Below are 19809 nucleotides of genomic sequence, written 5' to 3' on the forward strand. Positions count from 1 at the left end.
TGACCGTTGATAATGCCGGCCGGGATTTTTGCCCGACCGGCCATTTGGGCTATTTCGCCGCGTAAGCTTCCAGCGCCTGGACGAGCTTCAGCCCCACTTCGGCGCGGACCGTGTTCGGATAATTCCGGTTCGCCAGCACCGTCAGGCCGATATGCACCTTCGGCACCAGCACGACATAGGCGCCGAAGCCGTTCGTCGACCCGGTCTTGTTCATCAGCACTGCGCTTTGCGGCGCAAGCGGCTTCGCCCGCTGTTTGACCGGCTGGCTTTCCAGGCTCATCTTGGCCGAGTTGCCGTCGAGGAGCTTCTTGAGCGCCACGGGCCAGGCATATTGTTCCCAGACTATGTCCTGTGTGTAATAGGCCGTATCGAAATAGCCCGTATGCGTCTTCTCGATCGCGGCCTTGAATTCGGGTACCAGAGTATCCGGCTTCAAATTCAGCTCCAGGAGATGCACCATGTCGCGGGCTGTGGTCTTGATGCCGTAGGCCTCGTCGTCAAGAACGCCGGGTCCGACGCGGACCGGCTTGTTGGCCTTGGAATAACCGAAGGCGTAGCGATCCATGACATCAGGCGGAACCGCGATGAAGGTGCTCTTGAGACCGAGGGCGGGAAACAGCTCACCCTCGGCCGCCTGCCTGTAAGTGCCGCCGAGACGTTCACCGGAGATCCGCCCGAGAAGGCCGATGCTGACATTGGAATAGGAGCGCATGGTGCCCGCCTTGTAGGCCGGCTTCCAGCTCTTCAGGTAGGTCATCAGATCAGCATCGTCAGTCACGCTGTCCGGCACCTGCAGCGGCAAGCCGCCCGACGTATGGGTGGCGAGATTGACGAGGGTGATCTTGTCGAAGGCGCTGCCCTCGAGCTCCGGCAGGTAGGTCGAAACCCGCTGCTCCATCGACAACAGGCCGCGCTGTTCGGCAAGTGCGGCAAGCGTGACGTTAAAAATTTTGCTGACGGAGCCGAGCTCGAAAATCGTGTCGCTGGTAACGGGCGCTTTCGTCTCGCGCGAGGCTTCACCATAGGTGTAATAGAATTCCGAGCTGTTGATCGTCACGCCGACGGCCAGTCCCGGAATGTCGTATTCCCTAATCACCGGCTGAAAAATGCGATCTGCGATCTCCTGGAACGCTTTGTCCGTCATGTCTGCCGCATGAAGCGGGCTTGCTGACACGGCAAGGGCGATAAGGCAGTGTCTCATATTCACGAGCGGTTCCTCTCCGTGCGTCCGGCAATATGGCCGATACCCGGTCGATAGCGTGGCCTTTTGTCCCTCCACAAACGATAAGAACTCGCAGGAGACCCTAGTTTAATTTGGGCTCGAGGGCGGCAAGAAAGAGCCGCAGTTCCCGCTCCACGTAATCGGCCACAGCTCCCTCGGACGAGAAGCCCCACCAGAGCAGCGATCCCTGCCATTGCGAGAGCATCAGCCGGGCAATGGTCTGCGCTTGTCCCTGTCCCCCAAAACGCTCGGCAATCGCTGCAGTCAGCGCAGCACCCCAGGCCCCGCCACGGGCGCGCAGCACCGGATCGCGGAAATCCTCGCGCAGCAGAAGCAGGCCTTCCGCATAGGAGGCGGGATTGTCGCCATAGTCCTGGGAAAGACCGGTCAGCAGCGCGATCGCTCCGTCAGCGGTCTTCGGCAGCGTGTCGGCAAGCCGCGCCGTTTCCGCGTCCAGCCGGTCCCAGGCGTAGAGCAGGGCGGCGCGCAGCATGCCGGCTTTGGTGGCGAAGCGCTGCACCAGCGTCGAGCCGGAAAGGCCGCTCGCCTTCGCGACCGCCGCAAAGGTCGCCGCATCCGGCCCCTCGGACTGGATCACATCGAGAACCATCGAAAGTAGCTGTTCATCGGAAAGCGTGCGCGGACGCGGCATGAAATTTCCCCTTGCGTTCGACATATTTATGAACGAACGTTCGTTTATATACAAGTGGCCGACGAGGCCGGTTAGTTGTTTCTAGCGGGAGGACAGTGAAGTGACAGCGAACTTAAAGGGAAAGGTGGCGCTTGTTGCCGGCGGAACGCGCGGCGCCGGCCGCGGCATTGCGGTGGAACTGGGCGCGGCAGGCGCGACCGTCTATGTGACTGGCCGCACGACCCGCGCGCAGCAATCCGAATATGGCCGGCCTGAGACCATCGAGGAAACCGCCGAACTCGTGAGCGCGGCGGGAGGGCGTGGCATCGCCGTGCAGGTGGATCATCTGGTTCAGGAGCAAGTCGAAGCGCTGGTTGCCCGCATCCGCGCGGAGGAGGGCAGGCTCGATATCCTCGTCAACGATATCTGGGGCGGTGAGCATCTGACGGAGTGGAACAAACCGGTCTGGGAGCATTCCCTCGACAAGGGCCTGCGCATGCTGCGGCTTGCGATCGACACCCATTTCATCACCGCCCATTACGCGCTGGCCCTGATGATCGAGCAGCCGGGCGGATTGCTGGTGGAGATGACCGATGGCACGGCGGAGTATAACGCCACACATTACAGGCTCTGCCCCTATTACGATCTGGTGAAAACGGGCACGAACCGTATGGCCTGGGCGCACGCCAAAGATCTGGCAGCGCATGGTGCCACTGCCGTCTCGCTCTCGCCCGGCTGGATGCGCTCGGAAATGATGCTGGAAATCTATGGGGTTAAGGAAGAAAATTGGCGCGACGGTACAAAAGTCCAGCCGCATTTCGTCATCTCGGAAACGCCGCGTTTCACCGGCCGGGCGGTCGCCGCACTTGCGGCCGATCCCGACCGCAACAGATGGAACGGTCAGTCGCTCTCAAGCTTCCAGCTGGCAGACGCCTACGGTTTCACCGATCTCGATGGCAGCCGGCCGGACTGCTGGCGTTACCTCGCCGAGGTGCAGGAACCCGGCAAGCCGGCGGATGACACCGGCTACCGCTGATCGGGCGCTGCCGCCCGAGGGATCGATCCCCATGCGAATCTGCTAGTCTCTCGACGAAGAGGGAGCTCGCATGGCTTTGCGTATCGTTTCATTGAATGCCTGGGGCGGCAGTATCCACGCGCCGCTGATCGACTATCTTGCGCATGCGGAGGCCGACGTCTTCTGTCTGCAGGAGGTGGTCCGGTCCGCAACCGATACCCCGAGATGGCTGGAATATCGCGACGGCAGCGTTGTGCTGCCGCAGCGCGCCCATCTCTATGACGAGATCGCCGCCGTTCTCCCTGATCATGACGGCTTCTTCTGCCCCTTTGCACGGGGTGATCTCTTTCACGGCGAGGCGGTCTTCCCGACCGAATTCGGTATCGCCACCTTCGTGCGCAAGTCGCATGCGATAATCGGCCAGGCGGTGGACTTCATCCATGGCGGTTTCTCGTCCAATGGCTGGGGTGAGCATCCGCGTTCGCGCAATGCCCATTGCATTCGCCTGTTCGATTATGCCGGCGGCTTTTCCGTCACCATCGCCCAGCTCCACGGCCTGCGTGATCCCGCTGGCAAGGGTGATATTCCGGCCCGGCATGCGCAGGCGGATGCGCTCGTCGAGCTGATCGAACGCGTCTGGCCGGGTGATGAACGCCTGGTCGTCTGTGGCGATTTCAACGTGCTGCCCGACAGCATAACCTTCGAAAAGCTTGGCCGCCTCGGCCTCAACGATCTCGTCACCGGCAGGGGTTTTACCGATACCCGCACCTCGCTCTATCCGAAGGAAGGGCGCTTTGCCGATTACATGCTGGTGACGCCGGAGGTGGTGGTGGAGCGCTTCGAGGTGGTGGAGGCTCCCGAAGTTTCCGATCACCGGGCTCTCTTGATTGACCTTGCCTAAAGCAATTCCAGCAAAAGTGCGCAGCGGTTTTGCGTCCGGAAATGCGTGAAAACAGAGAATTAACGCAGCTTAAAGTGCCGCTCCAGGTCGGTGATCTGCTCGCTATTGAGCTGTCGCACCTTCATGCCGCGCGTGATGACCGAAAGCTTCGCTGCCTCTTCCAGCTCTTCGATCGCGAAGACGGCGGAATCGAGCGTGGCAGCCGACACGATCGGCCCGTGGTTTTCCAGCAGCACGGCGCTATGCTCGCCGGCGATCTCGGCAATCAGCGGCTTTACGTCTACCGAGCCCGGCCGCGTATAGGGCACGACAGGCACCTTGCCGACGCGCATCACCACATAGGGCGTCAATGGCGGAATGGCGTCCTTGGGATCGGTATCGGCAAGGCAGGAAAGGGCGGTCGCATAGGTGGAATGCAGATGCACGACCGCGCCCGTCTGCGGCCGCTTCTCATAGAAGGAGAAATGCAACGGCAGTTCTTTTGTCGGCACATCGCCTGAGAGGTGCCTGCCGTCGCTATCGAGCTTCGACAGCCGCTCAGGATCGAGGAAGCCCAGGCAGGAATTGGTCGGCGTTGCGAGATAGAAGTCTGCGGTCTTTACCGAGATATTGCCCGAGGAGCCGGCCGTAAGCCCCCGCTCGAAAAGCGATTTTCCCCAGCGGACGATGGCTTCGCGCAACGCTGCCTCATTCATGGCCTGCAATCCTGTCCAGGGCCTTGGCGAAAAAGTCGGGCGAGCCGAAGTTGCCGCTCTTCAGCGCGAGCCCGATCGGCCGCGCCGGCCGGCCGCGCTCGGACACCAGCACCGGCACGCCGGGATCGATCTCCGCACCAATGGTCATATGTTTGAGGCCGAGTGCCTCGACGACCGCACCAGAGGTCTCCCCGCCGCCGACAACGATCTGGCATGTGCCGGAATCGGCGAGCCGCTTGGCAAGGCCGCCGAAGAAATCCTCAAGGATCTTTGCCGATTCCTCGCGGCCGAAGCGCTGCTGCACGAAGCTCACGACATCGGGCGAGGTGGTGGAATAGACGATCGGATTATCCGCCGCATTGGCGGCGACCCAACTGGCGGCGCGCTCCATCGACATGGTGCCGCGCACGATGGCAGCCGGATCGATCGAAAGACCTGGATGGTTCTCCAGATGGCAAGCGACCTGGTTTTGCGAGGCGAGCGAGCAGGAGCCGCAGAGGACGACGCCGGGGCCAGTAACGACAGGCACTTCGGCGGGAACACCGGAAAGCTTGCCAAGCTTGGCGAAATTGCGCACCAGCCCCTGTGCCAGCCCCGATCCGCCGGTCACCAGCGCATGGTCGGCGACGGCTTCACCGATGGTGATCAGATCGGCATCCTCGATAGCATCGACGACGACGAGGCGGTTGCCATCGGTCAGTTCGTCGCGCAGGCGGCTGCGGATGGCGCCCGAACCTTCGCGCACGGTATCGAGTGTGATGCTGCCGACACCGCCGCGCGTCTGGTGGCGCAGCCAGCGGCGGATATCGGGGTCGGTCATCGGTGTCAGCGGATGGTTCTCCATGCCGGATTCGCTGAGCAGCTTGTCCTTGACGAAGAGGTGGCCCATGAAGACCCGCCTTCCGGTCGCCGGAAAGGCCGGGCAGAAGACGGTGACATCGGCGCCCGTCAACCGCTGCAGGGCCTCCGCCACCGGGCCGATATTGCCTTCACGTGTGGAATCGAAGGTCGAACAATATTTGAAGAAGATCTGCTCGCAACCCTGATCCAGCAGCCAGCGCGCCGCATCCATGGATTGCAACACCGCATCCTCGACTGGGATCGAGCGCGTCTTCAGCGCCACCACACCGGCTTCGCAATTCACCTTGCCGCGGCCGGGGCCGACGAACTGCATGGTCGACATGCCGCCGCGGGCAAGGGTATTGGCCAGATCGCTGGCGCCGGTGAAATCGTCGGCAATGGCTCCAAGCAGCATGTCAGGCGCGCTCCGGCAGTCTGTTGTTCAATTCGTCCTCGATATGGACGCGGATAATGTCGTCAAAGGATGTCTCGGCTGTGAAGCCGGGCGAAAGGCTGGCATCCAAACTCTGCGTCGATCACAAGGATTTTCATCTGAAGCGGTCCTTCCGACCGATGAATGAACGCAAACCGAAAACACGCCACCGCCTGAGTCGGCGGGCACAGTGCGTTTCCAGTTAAGACCAGCCGGGCAAGGCTGTCACGCAATTTCGGGCGGAGGGTCGGGTTTGATTATAGGTTGGAACTGGCCACGGGCCTTGCTCCAAGACCGGTTTCGCGGCAACAAACGGGCATGAGCATTCCGACAGAATACCCTTTCGACTTCGACCCCACCTATGGCATGACGCTTGCCGACCTGCAGGCGATCCGCCCGCCGGAAGCACCGCCGGGTTTCGATGCCTTCTGGCAGAGGCGTTATGCCAGGGCACTGGCGGTGAAGCCTGAGCCGCGCCTGAGCCCAAGCAAGGACACCCATCCGGACTGGCAGGTACGCGATATCGTCTATACCTCCACCGACAGCTTCCGCATCGGCGGCTGGCTGCTCACGCCCCGCAAGGGCGAGGTCAAGCGTGGCCTCGTTGTCGGCCACGGCTATGGCGGACGGGACCAGCCTGAATTCGATATTCCGGTCGAGGACGCCGCGATCCTCTTTCCCTGTTTCCGCGGCATGTCGCGCAGTGCCCATCCGCCGATTTCGCCTGACGCCCCCGGGCATGTGTTGCATGGTATCGATGATCCCGACCATTACGTCATCGGTGGCTGCGTTGAGGATCTCTGGGTTGCCGTGTCGGCGCTGCTGTCGCTCTATCCCACGCTCGATGGCCATATCGGCTATAGCGGCATCAGCTTCGGCGGCGGCATCGGTGCGCTGGGCATTCCCTTCGATAGCAGGATCAAGCGTGGGCACCTGACGGTGCCGACATTCGGAAACCGCAAGCTTTGGCTGACATTGCCGACTGTCGGCAGCGCCCATTCGGTGCAGGAATACGCGAGGACTCATTCCGATGTCTTTGAAAAGTTGCGGCTCTTCGATGCCGCGACAGCAGCGACCCGCGTCACCGTGCCGATGCTGGCCGCCGTCGCGCTCTTCGATCCGGCGGTTGCGCCGCCCTGTCAGTTCGCTGTCGCGAACGCTTTGCCGAAATCAAAATTTAATGAAATCTTCATCCTGAATGCCGGGCATTTCGACTATACTGATAGTGCAGTGCAGCAAACTGCGCTGCGCGAGCGAGTCGGGCGGTTTTTCAAGGGGCTATGAACCGAGAATATCTGCGCTGGTACAGCGATCGGCTCCATCGTGACATGGAGCTTCTGGTGTTCGGGCATGCCGGCGCCAAAGTACTGATGTTCCCAACGCGGGAAGGGCGCTTTTGGGAATATGAACATCTCGGCATCGTTGCCAGCCTCGCCGACAAGCTCGAGGCCGGTCATCTGCAGCTGTTCTGCATCGAGGGCCTTGCGGGCGAGACCTTCTACGACTTCGGCCGCCATCCGGCCGATCGCATCCGCCGCCATATCGCTTTCGAGGAATATGTGCTGAACGAGGTTCTGCCGCTGATGGAGAACCGCAACAGCCACGAATGCACCATCGTCCATGGCTGCAGCCTCGGCGCATTCCAGGCCGCCAGCCTCGTCTTCCGCCACCCGCATCTCTTCCGCAAGCTGGTGGCCTTTTCCGGCCGCTACGACCTGACGATGAAGGTCGAATCCTTCTCCGATCTCTTCGACGGCTACTACGACGACACGGTCTATTTCCACATGCCGACGCATTTCCTGCCGGGCCTTGCCTGCGACTGGCGGCTGGAAAAACTGCGGCAGGTCGATATCGTGCTGACAATCGGCAACGAAGATCCGTTCCTCGATAACAATCGCTATCTCAGCCGCCTGCTCGCTGACATGGGTGTCGGCCATCGGCTGCATTTCTGGGATGGCAGGGCGCACCGCGCCGGTGCTTGGCGCCGGATGGCGCCCCTTTATATCTAAGCACCGCCGGATGGCGCCTCTTTATATCTAGACACCGCCGGATGGCGCAGCTCGATATCCGATCTACTGCATCAACGGCTTTTTGAGGAAGCTGTTGCGGTCGGCCGATTTGATGCGCAGCCAGGCCTCGCGGCCGTTCCGCAGCACACGTATCGGGATTTCAGCGCCTGCCGGACCGCTCTTCCAGACCTTGCGGTAGAAATCGGCAAGCCCGTCCACTTCGCCGTCGCGGATTTCCGAGATCACGTCGCCTTGCTGCAGACCCGCCTGTGCCGCAGGACTACCCTTGGCAACGCTCATGACGACAACTTCGCCGTTGCTTTCGGCCGAAAAGGCGCCGAGCCAGGGGCGCGGCGGACGATCGATCTGGCCGCGGTTAAGCAGGTCGTCGAGGATCGGCGGGAGGAGGTTGATCGGCACGGCCATGTTGATGTCGGCAACCTCTTCGTCCTGCACCATCTGCAGGCGCAGCGAACCGATGCCAAGCAGCTTGCCGTCGTCACTGATCAGCGCCGCGCCGCCCCAGGAGGGATGGGCGGGTGCGATGAAGATCGCCTCGTCGAGCAGATATTCCCAATAGCCTGCAAATTCCTGCTTGGCGACGATATTGGCCTGCACGAATTCACCGAGGCCATCGGCAAGGATCACGGCATCGCCGACCGTCGTCTTGACCTTGTCGCCGATGTCGATGGCCGGCAGGTCGAGAGGCGCCAGCGACTGGATGAGGCCGAAGCCGGTTTCCTGGTCATAGGCCAGAGCATGGCCAGGTACGACCTTACCGTCATGGCGCGTCAGCCAGATTTCGTCTGCTTCGGTGATCAGGTAGCCGATGGTGAGCACCAGCCCGTTTTCCCTGATGACGACGCCGCTACCTTCCCGGCGGGTGCCCAGCGTATTCGCGGTAAAGGCATCTTCGGGGATGGAGGCGCGAACGGCCACAACTGACCGCAGGATCCTGTCGATATTCATGGTTTCATCCTCGTAAGGCGGGTACAAGGGCTCGGAACGCAGCGAGGGCCGGCAAGGGCCGGACGCATACCATTCCTTCTATAGGTATGAAACGACTGTCGTTTCTGCAAGGCCCGTGGCCTGTGGTCTTTTACCCCGCTGCTTCCCGGCTATATTGCCGCGGCGAGCGCGCCATCACCCGCTTGAAGGCGGTGCTGAAGGCGCTTTCGGAATCGTAGCCAAGCGAAAGCGCAATCTTGCCGATCGGTTCGCTGCTGTTGGAGAGCCGCTCGCTGGCCAGCATCATACGCCAGCGTGTGAGATAGTCCATCGGCGCGGCTCCGACCTTTTCCTTGAAGCGCTCGGCAAAGGAGGAGCGCGACATGCCGGTCATGACCGCAAGTTGATGCAGCGTCCAGCGCCGCGCCGGCTCTGCATGCATGGCGCCGATCGCCATGCCGATCTGCCGGTCGGCGAGCGCAAACAGCCAGCCGGTGCCTTCGGTATCGGGTGCCGAGAGATAGAGCCGCAGGATCTGCGTCAGCATGATATGCGCCAGATGCTCAGTCATCAGGAAGCCGCCCGGGTGGCGGCCGCGCAGTTCCCGTGCCATCTGGTCGATCGCAAAGCGCAGCACCGAGGCCTGATCCGAATGCTCGCTGACATGGACGACCGGCGGCAATATGCCGACGAGCAGATCTGCGCCGGCGCCGGAAAAGCCGAAACGGCTGCCGACGAGGAAAAAGGCGCCGCCGCCATTGCAGATCGCGACACCATCCTTCGCATGCGCATAGATGTCATTGGCCGGGATCGTCGGCAGGCTGCGATCGCTCATCATCCGGAAGGGCCGGCTCTGCGTCAGCAGAAAGCAATCGCCTTCCTTCAGCCGCACAGGCTCAGCGACCCCATCCACCTCCAGCCAGCAGCCGCCCGAGAGAATGGCATTGAACTTGATGCCCTGCGGCGGCGGAAAATCGATCGCCCAATCGCTGCCGGCATCGAGCCCGAGCGAGACGTAGCTCTTCGGCTTCAGGAGTGCCAGCACATCGGAAAGCGGATCTATGGAAACGGAACTCATGCGGAAATCCGGACGATCGCAAACATATCACGGACTTTAACGCATAGATCGTATGGGCGCCACCGCACTAGTCTCCGGGCGAAAGCAGAAAGGAGACATCCATGGAAAACGCACAACACCCCATCGGCTCCGGTTTTGGCGCTCGCTCCACCGCCGACGACGTGCTCGCGGGCATCGATCTCACGGGCAGACTGGCAATCGTCACCGGCGGCCATTCCGGCCTCGGGCTGGAGACGACGAAGGCGCTGTCGCGAGCCGGCGCGCATGTGTTGATCGGCGCCCGTCAGCCGGACGCGGCGGCCAAGGCGCTCTTTGGCATCGCCAATGTCGAGGTCGACAGGCTCGATCTTTCCGATCTCGAAAGCGTGCGGCAGTTTGCCGAGCGCTTCGTCGCTTCCGGACGCAAGGCCGATATCGTCATCAACAACGCCGGCATCATGGCCTGCCCGGAAACGCGGGTCGGGCCGGGCTGGGAGGCGCAGTTTGCCACCAACCATCTCGGCCATTTCGCACTCGTCAATCGCCTCTGGCCGGCGGTAGCGAGGGGAGCCCGTGTGGTTGCCGTCTCCTCCGGTGCCCATGGCATCACGCCCATCCGCTGGGACGATGTCCAGTTCACCGAGGGTTACGACCGGTGGCAGGCCTATGGACAGGCGAAGACCGCAAACGCGCTCTTTGCGGTGCAACTCGACAGGCTTGCGCGGGATGCCGGCGTGCGTGCCTTCTCGCTGCATCCCGGCAAGATCCTGACGCCGCTGCAACGGCACCTGGAGAGGGAAGACATGGTCGCCGCCGGCTGGATCGATGCTGACGGCAATGCGGCCGACCCAACGTTCAAGACGCCCGAGCAGGGTGCCGCGACGCAGGTCTGGGCCGCAACCTCGCCGCAGCTTGCAGGCCTCGGCGGCCTTTATTGCGCCGACTGCGACGTCGCATCCATCTCGGATGACGGCGCGGAAACCAGCGTGCGCGCCTATGCCGTCAATCCCGATGAGGCGGCCCGTCTCTGGGCGCTCTCGGCGGAATTGACTGGTGTAGACGCGTTTAGCCGTTAAACGTGGATGCCGGGCGCCTCGTAGCCGGTGCGCTCGACATATTCCGTATAGCCGCCGCCATACTGGTGGATGCCGTCGGGCGTCAGTTCCAGCACGCGGTTGGAAAGGGCGGCAAGGAAGTGGCGATCGTGCGAGACGAAGAGCATCGTGCCCTCGAAATCGGCGAGCGCCTTGATCAGCATTTCCTTGGTGTCGAGGTCGAGGTGGTTGGTCGGCTCGTCGAGCACGAGGAAGTTCGGCGGGTCGAACAGCATGTGGGCCATGACGAGGCGGGCCTTCTCGCCACCGGACAGCACGCGGCAGCGCTTGTCCACGTCATCTCCCGAAAAGCCGAAGCAGCCGGCGAGTGCACGTAGCGGCGCCTGGCCGGCAAGCGGGAAGGAATCTTCCAGCCATTCCAGCACGGTGCGCTCGCCGTCAAGCAGGTCCATCGCGTGTTGGGCGAAATAGCCGAGCTTGACGCTGGCGCCGAGCGCCACGCTGCCTGCATCCGGCTCGGCAGTGCCGGTCACCAGCTTCAGGAGCGTCGATTTGCCGGCGCCGTTGATGCCCATGATGCACCAGCGTTCCTTGCGCCGGACCATGAAGTCCAGTCCTTCATAGATGGTGCGGCTGCCGTATTTCTTGTGCACGTTCTTCAGGTTGACGACATCTTCGCCCGAACGCGGCGCCGGCTGGAATTCGAAGGCCACCGTCTGGCGGCGCTTCGGCGGCTCGACGCGCTCAATCTTTTCCAGCTTCTTGACGCGGCTCTGTACCTGCGAAGCATGGCTGGCGCGCGCCTTGAAGCGCTCGATGAACTTGATTTCCTTGGCAAGCATTGCCTGCTGGCGCTCGAACTGCGCCTGCTGCTGCTTCTCGTTCTGCGCCCGCTGCTGCTCGTAAAAACCGTAGTCGCCGGAATAGCTGTTGAGCGAACCGGCATCGATCTCGATGATCTTGGTGACGATACGGTTCATGAACTCGCGGTCGTGCGAGGTCATCAAGAGCGCGCCCTCGTAGGTCTTGAGGAACTCCTCCAGCCAGATCAGGCTTTCGAGATCCAGATGGTTGCTCGGTTCGTCGAGCAGCATGACGTCTGGACGCATCAGCAGGATGCGGCCGAGCGCCACGCGCATCTTCCAGCCGCCCGAAAGCGCGCCGACATCGCCGTCCATCATCTCCTGGCTGAAGCTCAGGCCGTCCAGAACCTCGCGGGCACGGCCTTCCAGCGCGTAGCCATCCAGCTCTTCATAGCGTGCCTGAACCTCGCCATAGCGCTCGATGATCTGATCCATCTCGTCCATGCGGTCAGGATCGGACATGGCGGCTTCCAGCTCGCGCAATTCAGCGGCGACGATGCTGACGGGGCCGGCGCCCTCCATCACCTCGGCAACCGCGCTGCGGCCGGACATTTCGCCGACATCCTGGTTGAAGTAGCCGATGGTGACGTGCTTTTCGACCGAGACCTGGCCTTCATCCGGCAGTTCTTCGCCATTGATCATGCGGAAAAGCGTCGTCTTGCCGGCGCCATTCGGGCCGACGAGACCGATCTTTTCGCCGCGATTGAGGGCGGCAGTGGCTTCGATGAAGAGGATGCGGTGGCTGTTTTGCTTGCTGATATTTTCGATACGGATCATGTCTTACGCGGGAGCTTGGGAGAATTTTGGCGCCCTTATGCCACGGGTTTGCCGCCGTGTCGCAGGTTTTCCGCGTCATCAAGCTGTGATCTTTGCAGCTGTGGCCATTCCGCACGACTGGAAATCGAGGGATGCTTCCTTATTATCCCCAAGGGGGAGGAGCCCATGGCCAATAAGATATCCAGCAAGCCAGCAAAACCGGCAGAGCCCAAGCTGCTATCCGGCGGCAATCCGCAGATCGCCAAAGGCGAGGGCGATGGCCCCGTGCAGGCCTATATCGCCGCCATGCCCGGCTGGAAAAGCAATGTCGGCAGCCACCTCGATGGATTGATCATGCGCACTGTTCCAGATGCCCACAAGGCCGTCAAATGGAACTCGCCGCTCTACGGTATGAGGGGTGACGGCTGGTTCCTCGCCATCCACTGCTTCAACAAATACATCAAGCTGGCCTTCTTCCGCGGCGCTGCTTTGCAGCCCGCACCGCCGGGAGAATCCAAGACTGCGGAAACGCGCTATTTCCACATCCATGAGAACGACCCGATCGACGACGCACAGCTCGCCGACTGGATCAGGCAGGCAAGCCTGTTGCCCGGCGAGAAAATGTAAGGAGAGAGACCATGAAGAAAGCGGCGACAACGAAAAAGGAAGCGGAACCGAAGGAAATCTCTCCCTCCGAACGCATCGATGCCAAGATCAGGGAATTGGGCGACTGGCGCGGCGAAACGCTCACCCATGTGAGGGCCATCATCCGCGAGGCCGATCCCGAGGTGGAGGAGGCGTGGAAATGGAGGGGCGTCCCGGTCTGGGAACACGCCGGCATCATCTGCACCGGCGAAACCTACAAGACCGTCGTCAAGCTGACCTTCGCCAAGGGCGCTTCCGTGGAAGATCCGTCCAACCTCTTTAACTCCAGCCTTGAGGGCAATACGCGCCGCGCGATCGATATTCACGAAGGGGAGAAAATCGACGAGGCTGCTTTGACGGCGCTGGTGCGGGCCGCGGTGGCGCTGAACACGGCGCGCAAACCGGCATCGAAGAAAGCGGGCGCCTAGTTCGGCGGACGAAAAGCGGTCTCGGGCCACAACCGGTCATTGCCGACACCGCGGAGCGTCCTATGTGAAGCCTTGCGAACTCGCTTCGATTGAAACCCGATAAGACGGAGGCTCTCTTGAAGGATTACCTTCCCTATCTGGTCGGTGCATTGGCAGGAATGCTGATCGCCATTCTCTTGTCCAGCCTGTTGACGCTGACAGGAACGCCACAGCTGATCCTTTTCGCCCTGCTGCCCGTGGTAGGCGGTGCGGTCGCCGAGCGTGTTTCCCAGCGCCGCTCCGGCAATTTCTGAGAGACCATGGGGCGGCTGAAGGAAATCGTCATCGATTGCGATGTTCCCTCCCGCGTCGCCCGCTTCTGGGCCGAAGCGCTCGATGGTTATGCGGTCTTGCCCTACGACGATGAGGAAATCGCCCGCCTTGCCGCGCTTGGCCTGACACCGGAAACCGATCCGGTGGTGATGGTCGAAGGGCCGGGAACGCGCCTCTGTTTCCATCTTCGCCAGGGAGAGCGGCCGGCTCGCAATCGCGTCCATCTGGATATCGCCACTGCAGACCGGGAAAAGGAGGTCGCGCGCCTGATGTCCTTGGGCGCGACCTTCGTGCGTGAAACGGCTGACTACACCGTGCTGAACGACCCGGAGGGCAACAATTTCTGTGTGACCTCCGAATAGTCAGCCGGCCTCAACCGAAGAAATCGCGGATAGCCGCAGCAATCTCATCCGCATGTGTTTCGAGCGCGAAGTGGCCGGTATCGAAGAATTTGATCACGGCGTCAGGAATGTCGCAGGCGAAGGCTTCTGCGCCCGGTGGCAGGAAGAAGGGATCATTCTTGCCCCAGACAGCAAGGAAGCGCGGCTTGTGGGTGCGGAAGTAATCCTGGAAGGTCGGGTAGAGCGCCACGTTGCTCTTGTAGTCGCCCATGAGATCGAGCTGCACATCTTCAGCACCCGGACGCGAGAGATAGAAATTGTCGAGCGAATAACCGTCGGGCGAAACCGTGGTCGGATCGGCAACGCCATGCGTATACTGCCAGACCGTCGTTTCCGGACCCAGAAACGCCTTCAGCACGGCCCGGTTTTCTGCGCTCGCATCCTGCCAATAGGCCTGCACCGGGTTCCATGCATCGCTGAGGCCATCGACATAGGCATTGCCATTCTGCGAAATGATGCCCGTGATCCGCTCCGGATGCTTGACCGCCAGGCGGAAACCGGTCGGCGCGCCGTAGTCGAAGACATAGACGGCGTAGCGATCGAAGCCGACGATCTCGGTGAAACGGTCGATCGTGTCCGCAATGCTGTCGAAGCTGTTGACCGCGGGATCGTCCGACTGGCCGAAGCCCGGAAGGTCAGGGGCGATGATGTGGTAGCGATCAGCCAGCAGCGGAATCAGATCGCGGAACATGTGGCCGGAGGTCGGGAAGCCATGCAGCAGCAGGAGCTTCGGAGCGCCCTGGGTACCGGCCTCGCGATAGGCGATCTTGATGTCGTCGACGGCGGTGTTACGGTAGCTGATCTTGGTCATGGTCATGTTTCCTTCAGATGAGATGGATGGCGATATGTTGGGAGATATGTCGGTCGTTCAGGCTGCGGCCACTGTCGCTGCGGCCTCGCGGATGACCTGCAGTACCGTCTCCGGTGCCGTGACCATCGGGGTGTGATCGACGGCGAAAGGCCGCTGCATCGCCTGCATACGCTCAGCCATGAAGCGCTGGTTGGCGGCCGCGATCATCCGGTCGTCCTCGGCGATCAGGAACCAGGAAGGGCGATCCTTCCAGAGCGGCCGCCCGATCGGTGCCGTGATGCAGGCAGGCGAGATCGGCCGCTGCACGGCTGCAAGCACCACTAGTTCCTCATTCGTGGCATTCTGCGCATAGGCCGCGGCAAAGGCCTCATGCGGATAATAGATCAGGCCGTTTTCATCAGGCGCAAGCTGCGGCGCCCGCGGATCGAGTCCGGTGCGATAGAAGACATCGGCAACCGTCTCTCCCTCATCGGGGACGAGAGCAGAGACATAGACCAGTGCTTTCACATTTTCATTCCGCACCCCGGCGATAACCGCTCCGGCATAGGCATGGCCTGCAAGAAGCACTGGCCCGGCCACACGGTCCAGCGCCTGCTCAAGGGCTTTAACGTCATCGGCATAGGAGGTCATCGGTAGCGGCGCTGCTGTCACCGCAAAACCCTCAGCGACAAGCGGCGCAATGACTTTGGCCCAGCCAGAGCCGTCGGCCCAGGCGCCATGGACAAGCACGATATGCATAGTCTGCTGATCAATCGACTGCGACGACATCTGCTTTCTCCTTCGTTCGGTTTGTAACCGTTTAAAGCGATATCGAACGGTTACTAGCTGAGAAGGTAACTTGTCAACAGCCTTTTGACAGGTTACATGGGAGTCAAGTTTTCAAGCAGGCTGCCTTCCAGCTATGGTCGGCGGCCGGAATAGGACTTGTCATGGATAATCACTCTCCCGCCCTGTTTCTGGGCGATGCGCTGGCACTGGATTTCCTGAATTCGGTGGCGACGCCAATCGACACGCCTGTTGATTGGATAGAGGACGGGGAGGGCCTGCTGCGCTGGCTCGAGCAGGCAAAGCTCGTCCCGCGCGAAACGCTCGAAAGCCTGCGTGCCCAGGCGTTGCCGGGCGAATTCGACAACGTCGCCGATCAGGCGAGGAATCTGCGTGAATGGTTCCGGACTTTTGTCCGCGAGCGCAAGGGAAAGCCGCTGAAGCCCAATGCCTTGGCCAAGCTGGAACCGTTGAACCGCCTGCTCGAACGCGATGAAGGTTTCGGCCGCGTCGTGGCGCGCCGGACGGATGAGGGTGAGGTTTTCGAATTCCAGCCGATGCGCAAATGGCGCTCGCCGGAAGCATTGCTGCTACCGGTCGGCGAAGCGCTCGGGCGCTTCGTCTGTACCGAGGATTTTTCGAATGTGAAGGCCTGCGAAGGACCAGTCTGCACCCTGCTGTTTGCCGACCATACCCGTGGTCATCGCCGGCGCTGGTGCAGCATGGCGATGTGCGGCAATCGCGCCAAGCAGGCCGCACACCGCGACCGGATCAGGCAGGCGTAACCTTCATTTCTTCGACAAGCCGGTCGAAGCCGATACCCGTGCCGCTCTCTCTGATATCGCCGTCTCCAGGGTCGCCGAAAACGGCCTGCTCGGTAAATGTCATCAGCGTCGCGCCGCCACGCCCGGTAAACTCGACGGTCACCAGCGAGGAGGAGATGCTCCTGCCCGCCGTCAGCATCGTATAGGCATAGACGATGCGTTCGCGCGGGTGGATTTCGAGATAATAGGCGCGCATCGCCTGTTCCGTCCCGTCGGGCATGCGCCATGTCATGCGCTCGCTCCCGCCGACTTCGAAGTCGAAATGATCTTCCATCACCTGCCAGTCGGGATGGCAGGCGGTCCAGCGCCGTTTCAGCGCATGGTCCGACCAGAAGCGGAAGGCATGTGCCACGCTGCCGGGCAGATCGCGTTCGATGACGAAGGTGCGGTGATTGACGCTGACACCCATCAGTGATCCTTTTCCTCAGGAGTTTCCGCCATCAAGAGGGCGAGGCGATCGAAGGCGGCATGCATCTCGGCCTGACGCTGCTCGATCCACCGGTTGATGGCGCCAAATGCCTGCTGCTGCATGCGATAGGTGCGCACCCGCCCCACCTTTTCCGAGGTGACAATACCGCTTTCTTCCAGAATGCGCAGGTGTTTCAGCACGGCCGGCAGGCCGACATCGGCAGGTTCCGCCAGTTCCGTGACGGAGGCTGGCCCCCTGGCAAGCTGCTCTACGAAGCCACGGCGATAGGGATCGGCCAGCGCCTGAAACATCCGGTCGAATTCGGCTGGCGCCAGTTCTGCCATCATATGCCTCAAGATGTCCCGGCCTCAAGATGTCGCGGCTTCAAGATAACGCGCTGGCATCGCCTCCCGATAGGGAAACATCGAGAAATAGGGCTGCGCTTCGGCCAGCACGCGTTTGACGGAAGCACGTTGTAACAGACGCTCCAGATAGGAGGAAAGCGCCTGCTGCTGAGCGGTGAACGGATGCACTATGGAAGCAAAGAACAGCCCCGGCAGAGCCGCGCAATCGGCCATGGTGAAATCATCACCCGTTGCCCAGAGCCTTCCCTGCATATGCGTCTCGATCATCTTATAGGCCTGATCAAGCATCCCTCTCGCCTCAGTGACGCCATGCGGATCATGGGCGTCCGCAGGCCGGATTCTGTCGGTGACGATCTTCTGCATCGGCACGCTGACATAGAGATCGTAGAACCGGTCCCAGAGCCGCACCTGCAGCAGTGCTTCCGGGTCATTGGGCAGCATCCGCACCGGCCCCGGATAATGGGCCTGCAGGTATTCGATGATGATGCTCGTCTCCGGGACCGTACGCCCGGTCGCCTCATCATGCAGGATCGGAATCTTGCCGACCGGCCATTTGTCGAGCAGGGCCGCGGCCGAGTCCGGATCGGCAAAATTGACGATCCGGCTGTCGAACGCGGTCTCGTTCTCATACAGCGCGATCAGCACCTTGTGACAGAAGGAGGCCAGCGGATGCAGATAAAGGGTCAGCGTCATACGGCACCTATAGTTTCCAATTTCGGAAACTATATCTCGGTCGCTATTGTCACACAAGATACTTTCCAAAACTGGAAAGTTTCTGTGGGCCTATGCGTATGCCACCCATCCCCTGAAGCTGAAGGCGGCGTAGAATAGGCTGACATCCGAAAAGCCTGCCATACGCAACATGGCCTCCTCATCATCAGGAGCGAGGATATGCAGCCTCTCGCGCATGGCCGTGCGCGCATTCTCCTGCCGGGAAGGGTCTCCTCCGTCAGGAGCGCCATAGGCGATATGGCGATCGATCCACATCGACCGCTCCGGCTCGTCCTGTGGGAAACTCATATGCGCAACAACAAACGGCGCACCGGCTTTCAGTCGGCGGCGAATTTGCTGAAGTATTTCAGGCCGTTGCTCGACGGGGATGTGGTGGAAGGTCAGCAGGCAGACGGCGGCATCGAAGGGGCCTTCGGGCGCGCTATCGATGCCGCCCTGGTGAAAACCGATGCGACTGCCGTGTTCTCCGGCAACCTGCCGCGCCAGTTGCAGCATGTCGGCAGAGGGATCGACGCCATCAAAAGTCCAGCCCTCATGCGCCTCGGCAAAAGCCTTGAGCTCCAGTCCGCCGCCGGCGCCGAGCACGAGCACGCGGCCATTGTCAGGCGTCCGCTCCGCCATCAGCATCGTCGCCATCCGGTGCAGGCTTGATAAGCCGGGAACCTGCCGCGGCGGCCCTTCGAGATAGGATTTGACGGCATCGCCGGTAAAGGCAGATGCCGTCTTGTGAGGTGTGGGCAGGCTAGGGTAATTGTGATCTCGCATCATGTAACTTTAATTATTACAGGATGCGAGAGCTGTCAATTTTCGACCTATTTTGCGAACTTGCGTGCCCCGGCTACGCAGAGAATGACAGCGACGGTCACCGCAAGCATGGACCAGCTCACGGTTTCGCGCAGCAGCGTCGCGGCAAGCGCCAGGCCAAAGAAAGGCTGAAGCAACTGCAGCTGTCCGACGGCAGCAATGCCGCCCTGTGCAAGCCCGCGATACCAGAAGATGAAGCCGATCAGCATGCTGAAGAGTGAGACATAGGCAAGGCCCAGCATGGCCGGCGTCTGGATCTCGGCAAAGCTCGGCGGCCTGTAGAGGATGGCGGCGACGATCATGACCGGCAACGACACCACCAGCGCCCAGGAGATCACCTGCCAGCCGCCGAGCCGGCGCGAAAGCCGAGCACCCTCGGCATAGCCAAGCCCGCAGACGATGACTGCGGCCAGCATCAGCGCATCGCCAACAGGCGAGGCGGTCAGCCCCTGCGCCAGCGCAAAGCCCGCTACCAATGCGCTGCCGAGCAGCGAGAAGAGCCAGAAGGCCGGCTTCGGCCTTTCGCCGCCCCTGATGACCCCGAAGATCGCGGTCGCCAGCGGCAGTAGGCCAATGAAGACGATGGAATGCGCCGAGGTCACATGCTGCAGCGCCAGCGCCGTCAGCAGCGGGAAGCCAACGACGACGCCGAGCGCTATGACGACGAGCGAGATGAGATCCTGCCGCGAAGGCCGTTTCTCACGGAAGACGATCAGCAGGCAAAGCGCAAGGATGCCGGCAATCGCCGCTCGCGCCACCGTCAGGAACACCGGATCGAGCTGCATGACGGCCACGCGCGTGGCCGGCAGCGATCCGCTGAAGATCAGCACGCCGATAAAACCATTGATCCATCCGGTCGCTGTGCGATCCATGTAGGCACTCCTTTGT

At 61.5% G+C, this 19809-nt stretch carries 24 protein-coding genes; 10 read left to right on the plus strand and 14 right to left on the minus strand.

What is annotated here, in order from left to right; all coding sequences use genetic code 11:
- Nucleotides 1-49 precede the first annotated feature (49 nt).
- The gene (gene ampC / locus PMI11_RS22355; RefSeq protein WP_037071888.1) at nt 50-1201 is read right to left on the minus strand and encodes a class C beta-lactamase; all 1152 of its coding nucleotides are present in this window, start codon (nt 1199-1201) and stop codon (nt 50-52) included.
- A gap of 103 nt (nt 1202-1304) precedes the next feature.
- Nucleotides 1305-1874, minus strand: coding sequence for a TetR family transcriptional regulator (locus PMI11_RS22360; protein ID WP_007821563.1), 570 nt, complete (start codon nt 1872-1874; stop codon nt 1305-1307).
- Between the two features lie 100 nt (nt 1875-1974).
- Between PMI11_RS22360 and PMI11_RS22365 the strand changes: the two genes are divergently transcribed.
- Both PMI11_RS22365 and PMI11_RS22370 read left to right on the plus strand, forming a co-directional pair.
- A complete protein-coding gene (locus PMI11_RS22365; RefSeq protein ID WP_007821564.1) occupies nt 1975-2889 on the plus strand; it encodes an SDR family oxidoreductase in 915 nt (304 codons plus the stop codon).
- A gap of 70 nt (nt 2890-2959) precedes the next feature.
- Nucleotides 2960-3769 (plus strand): endonuclease/exonuclease/phosphatase family protein, encoded by an 810-nt coding sequence (locus PMI11_RS22370; protein WP_007821565.1) that lies wholly within the window; start codon nt 2960-2962, stop codon nt 3767-3769.
- A gap of 59 nt (nt 3770-3828) precedes the next feature.
- Here the strand turns inward: PMI11_RS22370 and PMI11_RS22375 are convergent, their stop codons facing one another.
- Together PMI11_RS22375 and otnK are read right to left on the minus strand one after the other, a co-directional pair.
- Nucleotides 3829-4464: a 3-oxo-tetronate 4-phosphate decarboxylase gene (locus tag PMI11_RS22375; RefSeq protein WP_007821567.1), complete on the minus strand. Its 636-nt coding sequence runs from the start codon at nt 4462-4464 to the stop codon at nt 3829-3831.
- Nucleotides 4457-5719 (minus strand): 3-oxo-tetronate kinase, encoded by a 1263-nt coding sequence (otnK, locus tag PMI11_RS22380; protein ID WP_007821580.1) that lies wholly within the window; start codon nt 5717-5719, stop codon nt 4457-4459. Before otnK ends, PMI11_RS22375 begins: the two co-directional genes overlap by 8 nt.
- Nucleotides 5720-6055: 336 nt before the next feature.
- Here otnK and PMI11_RS22385 point away from each other — a divergent pair, with 336 nt between their 5' ends.
- Entirely contained in the window at nt 6056-7021 is a 966-nt protein-coding gene (locus PMI11_RS22385; RefSeq protein WP_007821581.1) for an acetylxylan esterase, read from the plus strand.
- Nucleotides 7018-7746 carry an esterase family protein gene (locus tag PMI11_RS22390; RefSeq protein ID WP_007821582.1) on the plus strand — a complete coding sequence of 243 codons (729 nt, stop codon included), beginning with the start codon at nt 7018-7020 and terminating at the stop codon, nt 7744-7746. The genes PMI11_RS22385 and PMI11_RS22390 overlap by 4 nt, the downstream gene beginning before the upstream one ends.
- A 63-nt stretch (nt 7747-7809) precedes the next feature.
- On the opposite strand, the gene PMI11_RS22395 is transcribed toward PMI11_RS22390, so the two are convergent.
- Nucleotides 7810-8715, minus strand: a complete 906-nt coding sequence (locus tag PMI11_RS22395) for a S1C family serine protease (RefSeq protein WP_007821583.1) — start codon at nt 8713-8715, stop codon at nt 7810-7812.
- A gap of 130 nt (nt 8716-8845) precedes the next feature.
- Complete coding sequence (locus tag PMI11_RS22400) at nt 8846-9757, minus strand: cupin domain-containing protein (protein ID WP_037071903.1); 912 nt, start codon at nt 9755-9757, stop codon at nt 8846-8848.
- A 116-nt stretch (nt 9758-9873) separates the two neighbouring features.
- Here PMI11_RS22400 and PMI11_RS22405 point away from each other — a divergent pair, with 116 nt between their 5' ends.
- A complete protein-coding gene (locus PMI11_RS22405) occupies nt 9874-10827 on the plus strand; it encodes an SDR family NAD(P)-dependent oxidoreductase (RefSeq protein ID WP_007821585.1) in 954 nt (317 codons plus the stop codon).
- On the opposite strand, the gene PMI11_RS22410 is transcribed toward PMI11_RS22405, so the two are convergent.
- Entirely contained in the window at nt 10824-12446 is a 1623-nt protein-coding gene (locus PMI11_RS22410) for an ABC-F family ATP-binding cassette domain-containing protein (RefSeq protein WP_007821586.1), read from the minus strand. The genes PMI11_RS22405 and PMI11_RS22410 overlap by 4 nt on opposite strands.
- Before the next feature lie 165 nt (nt 12447-12611).
- Between PMI11_RS22410 and PMI11_RS22415 the strand changes: the two genes are divergently transcribed.
- From PMI11_RS22415 to PMI11_RS22425, 4 genes are all read left to right on the plus strand, one after another.
- Nucleotides 12612-13052, plus strand: a complete 441-nt coding sequence (locus tag PMI11_RS22415) for a DUF1801 domain-containing protein (protein WP_007821587.1) — start codon at nt 12612-12614, stop codon at nt 13050-13052.
- A gap of 11 nt (nt 13053-13063) precedes the next feature.
- Entirely contained in the window at nt 13064-13498 is a 435-nt protein-coding gene (locus tag PMI11_RS22420) for a DUF1801 domain-containing protein (RefSeq protein ID WP_007821589.1), read from the plus strand.
- 116 nt (nt 13499-13614) lie between these two features.
- Nucleotides 13615-13791, plus strand: a complete 177-nt coding sequence (locus PMI11_RS37740) for a hypothetical protein (RefSeq protein WP_007821591.1) — start codon at nt 13615-13617, stop codon at nt 13789-13791.
- Between the two features lie 6 nt (nt 13792-13797).
- Nucleotides 13798-14172, plus strand: coding sequence for a VOC family protein (locus PMI11_RS22425; RefSeq protein WP_007821597.1), 375 nt, complete (start codon nt 13798-13800; stop codon nt 14170-14172).
- A 10-nt stretch (nt 14173-14182) separates the two neighbouring features.
- On the opposite strand, the gene PMI11_RS22430 is transcribed toward PMI11_RS22425, so the two are convergent.
- The gene (locus PMI11_RS22430; RefSeq protein WP_007821598.1) at nt 14183-15022 is read right to left on the minus strand and encodes an alpha/beta fold hydrolase; all 840 of its coding nucleotides are present in this window, start codon (nt 15020-15022) and stop codon (nt 14183-14185) included.
- A gap of 57 nt (nt 15023-15079) precedes the next feature.
- A complete protein-coding gene (locus PMI11_RS22435) occupies nt 15080-15790 on the minus strand; it encodes an alpha/beta fold hydrolase (protein ID WP_007821599.1) in 711 nt (236 codons plus the stop codon).
- Nucleotides 15791-15951: 161 nt separating this feature from the next.
- Here PMI11_RS22435 and PMI11_RS22440 point away from each other — a divergent pair, with 161 nt between their 5' ends.
- Nucleotides 15952-16572 (plus strand): CGNR zinc finger domain-containing protein, encoded by a 621-nt coding sequence (locus PMI11_RS22440; RefSeq protein ID WP_007821600.1) that lies wholly within the window; start codon nt 15952-15954, stop codon nt 16570-16572.
- Here the strand turns inward: PMI11_RS22440 and PMI11_RS22445 are convergent.
- From PMI11_RS22445 to PMI11_RS22465, 5 genes are all read right to left on the minus strand, one after another.
- Nucleotides 16559-17020 (minus strand): SRPBCC domain-containing protein, encoded by a 462-nt coding sequence (locus PMI11_RS22445; RefSeq protein ID WP_007821601.1) that lies wholly within the window; start codon nt 17018-17020, stop codon nt 16559-16561. The genes PMI11_RS22440 and PMI11_RS22445 overlap by 14 nt on opposite strands.
- A complete protein-coding gene (locus PMI11_RS22450; protein WP_007821604.1) occupies nt 17020-17364 on the minus strand; it encodes an ArsR/SmtB family transcription factor in 345 nt (114 codons plus the stop codon). Before PMI11_RS22450 ends, PMI11_RS22445 begins: the two co-directional genes overlap by 1 nt.
- Nucleotides 17365-17388: 24 nt before the next feature.
- The gene (locus PMI11_RS22455; protein ID WP_007821606.1) at nt 17389-18078 is read right to left on the minus strand and encodes a glutathione S-transferase family protein; all 690 of its coding nucleotides are present in this window, start codon (nt 18076-18078) and stop codon (nt 17389-17391) included.
- 90 nt (nt 18079-18168) lie between these two features.
- Nucleotides 18169-18885 (minus strand): class I SAM-dependent methyltransferase, encoded by a 717-nt coding sequence (locus PMI11_RS22460; RefSeq protein WP_007821608.1) that lies wholly within the window; start codon nt 18883-18885, stop codon nt 18169-18171.
- Between the two features lie 44 nt (nt 18886-18929).
- Nucleotides 18930-19793, minus strand: a complete 864-nt coding sequence (locus tag PMI11_RS22465; protein WP_007821610.1) for a DMT family transporter — start codon at nt 19791-19793, stop codon at nt 18930-18932.
- Between the last annotated feature and the right edge of the window lie 16 nt (nt 19794-19809).

This window comes from Rhizobium sp. CF142 (assembly GCF_000281145.1).
Classification (GTDB): domain Bacteria; phylum Pseudomonadota; class Alphaproteobacteria; order Rhizobiales; family Rhizobiaceae; genus Rhizobium.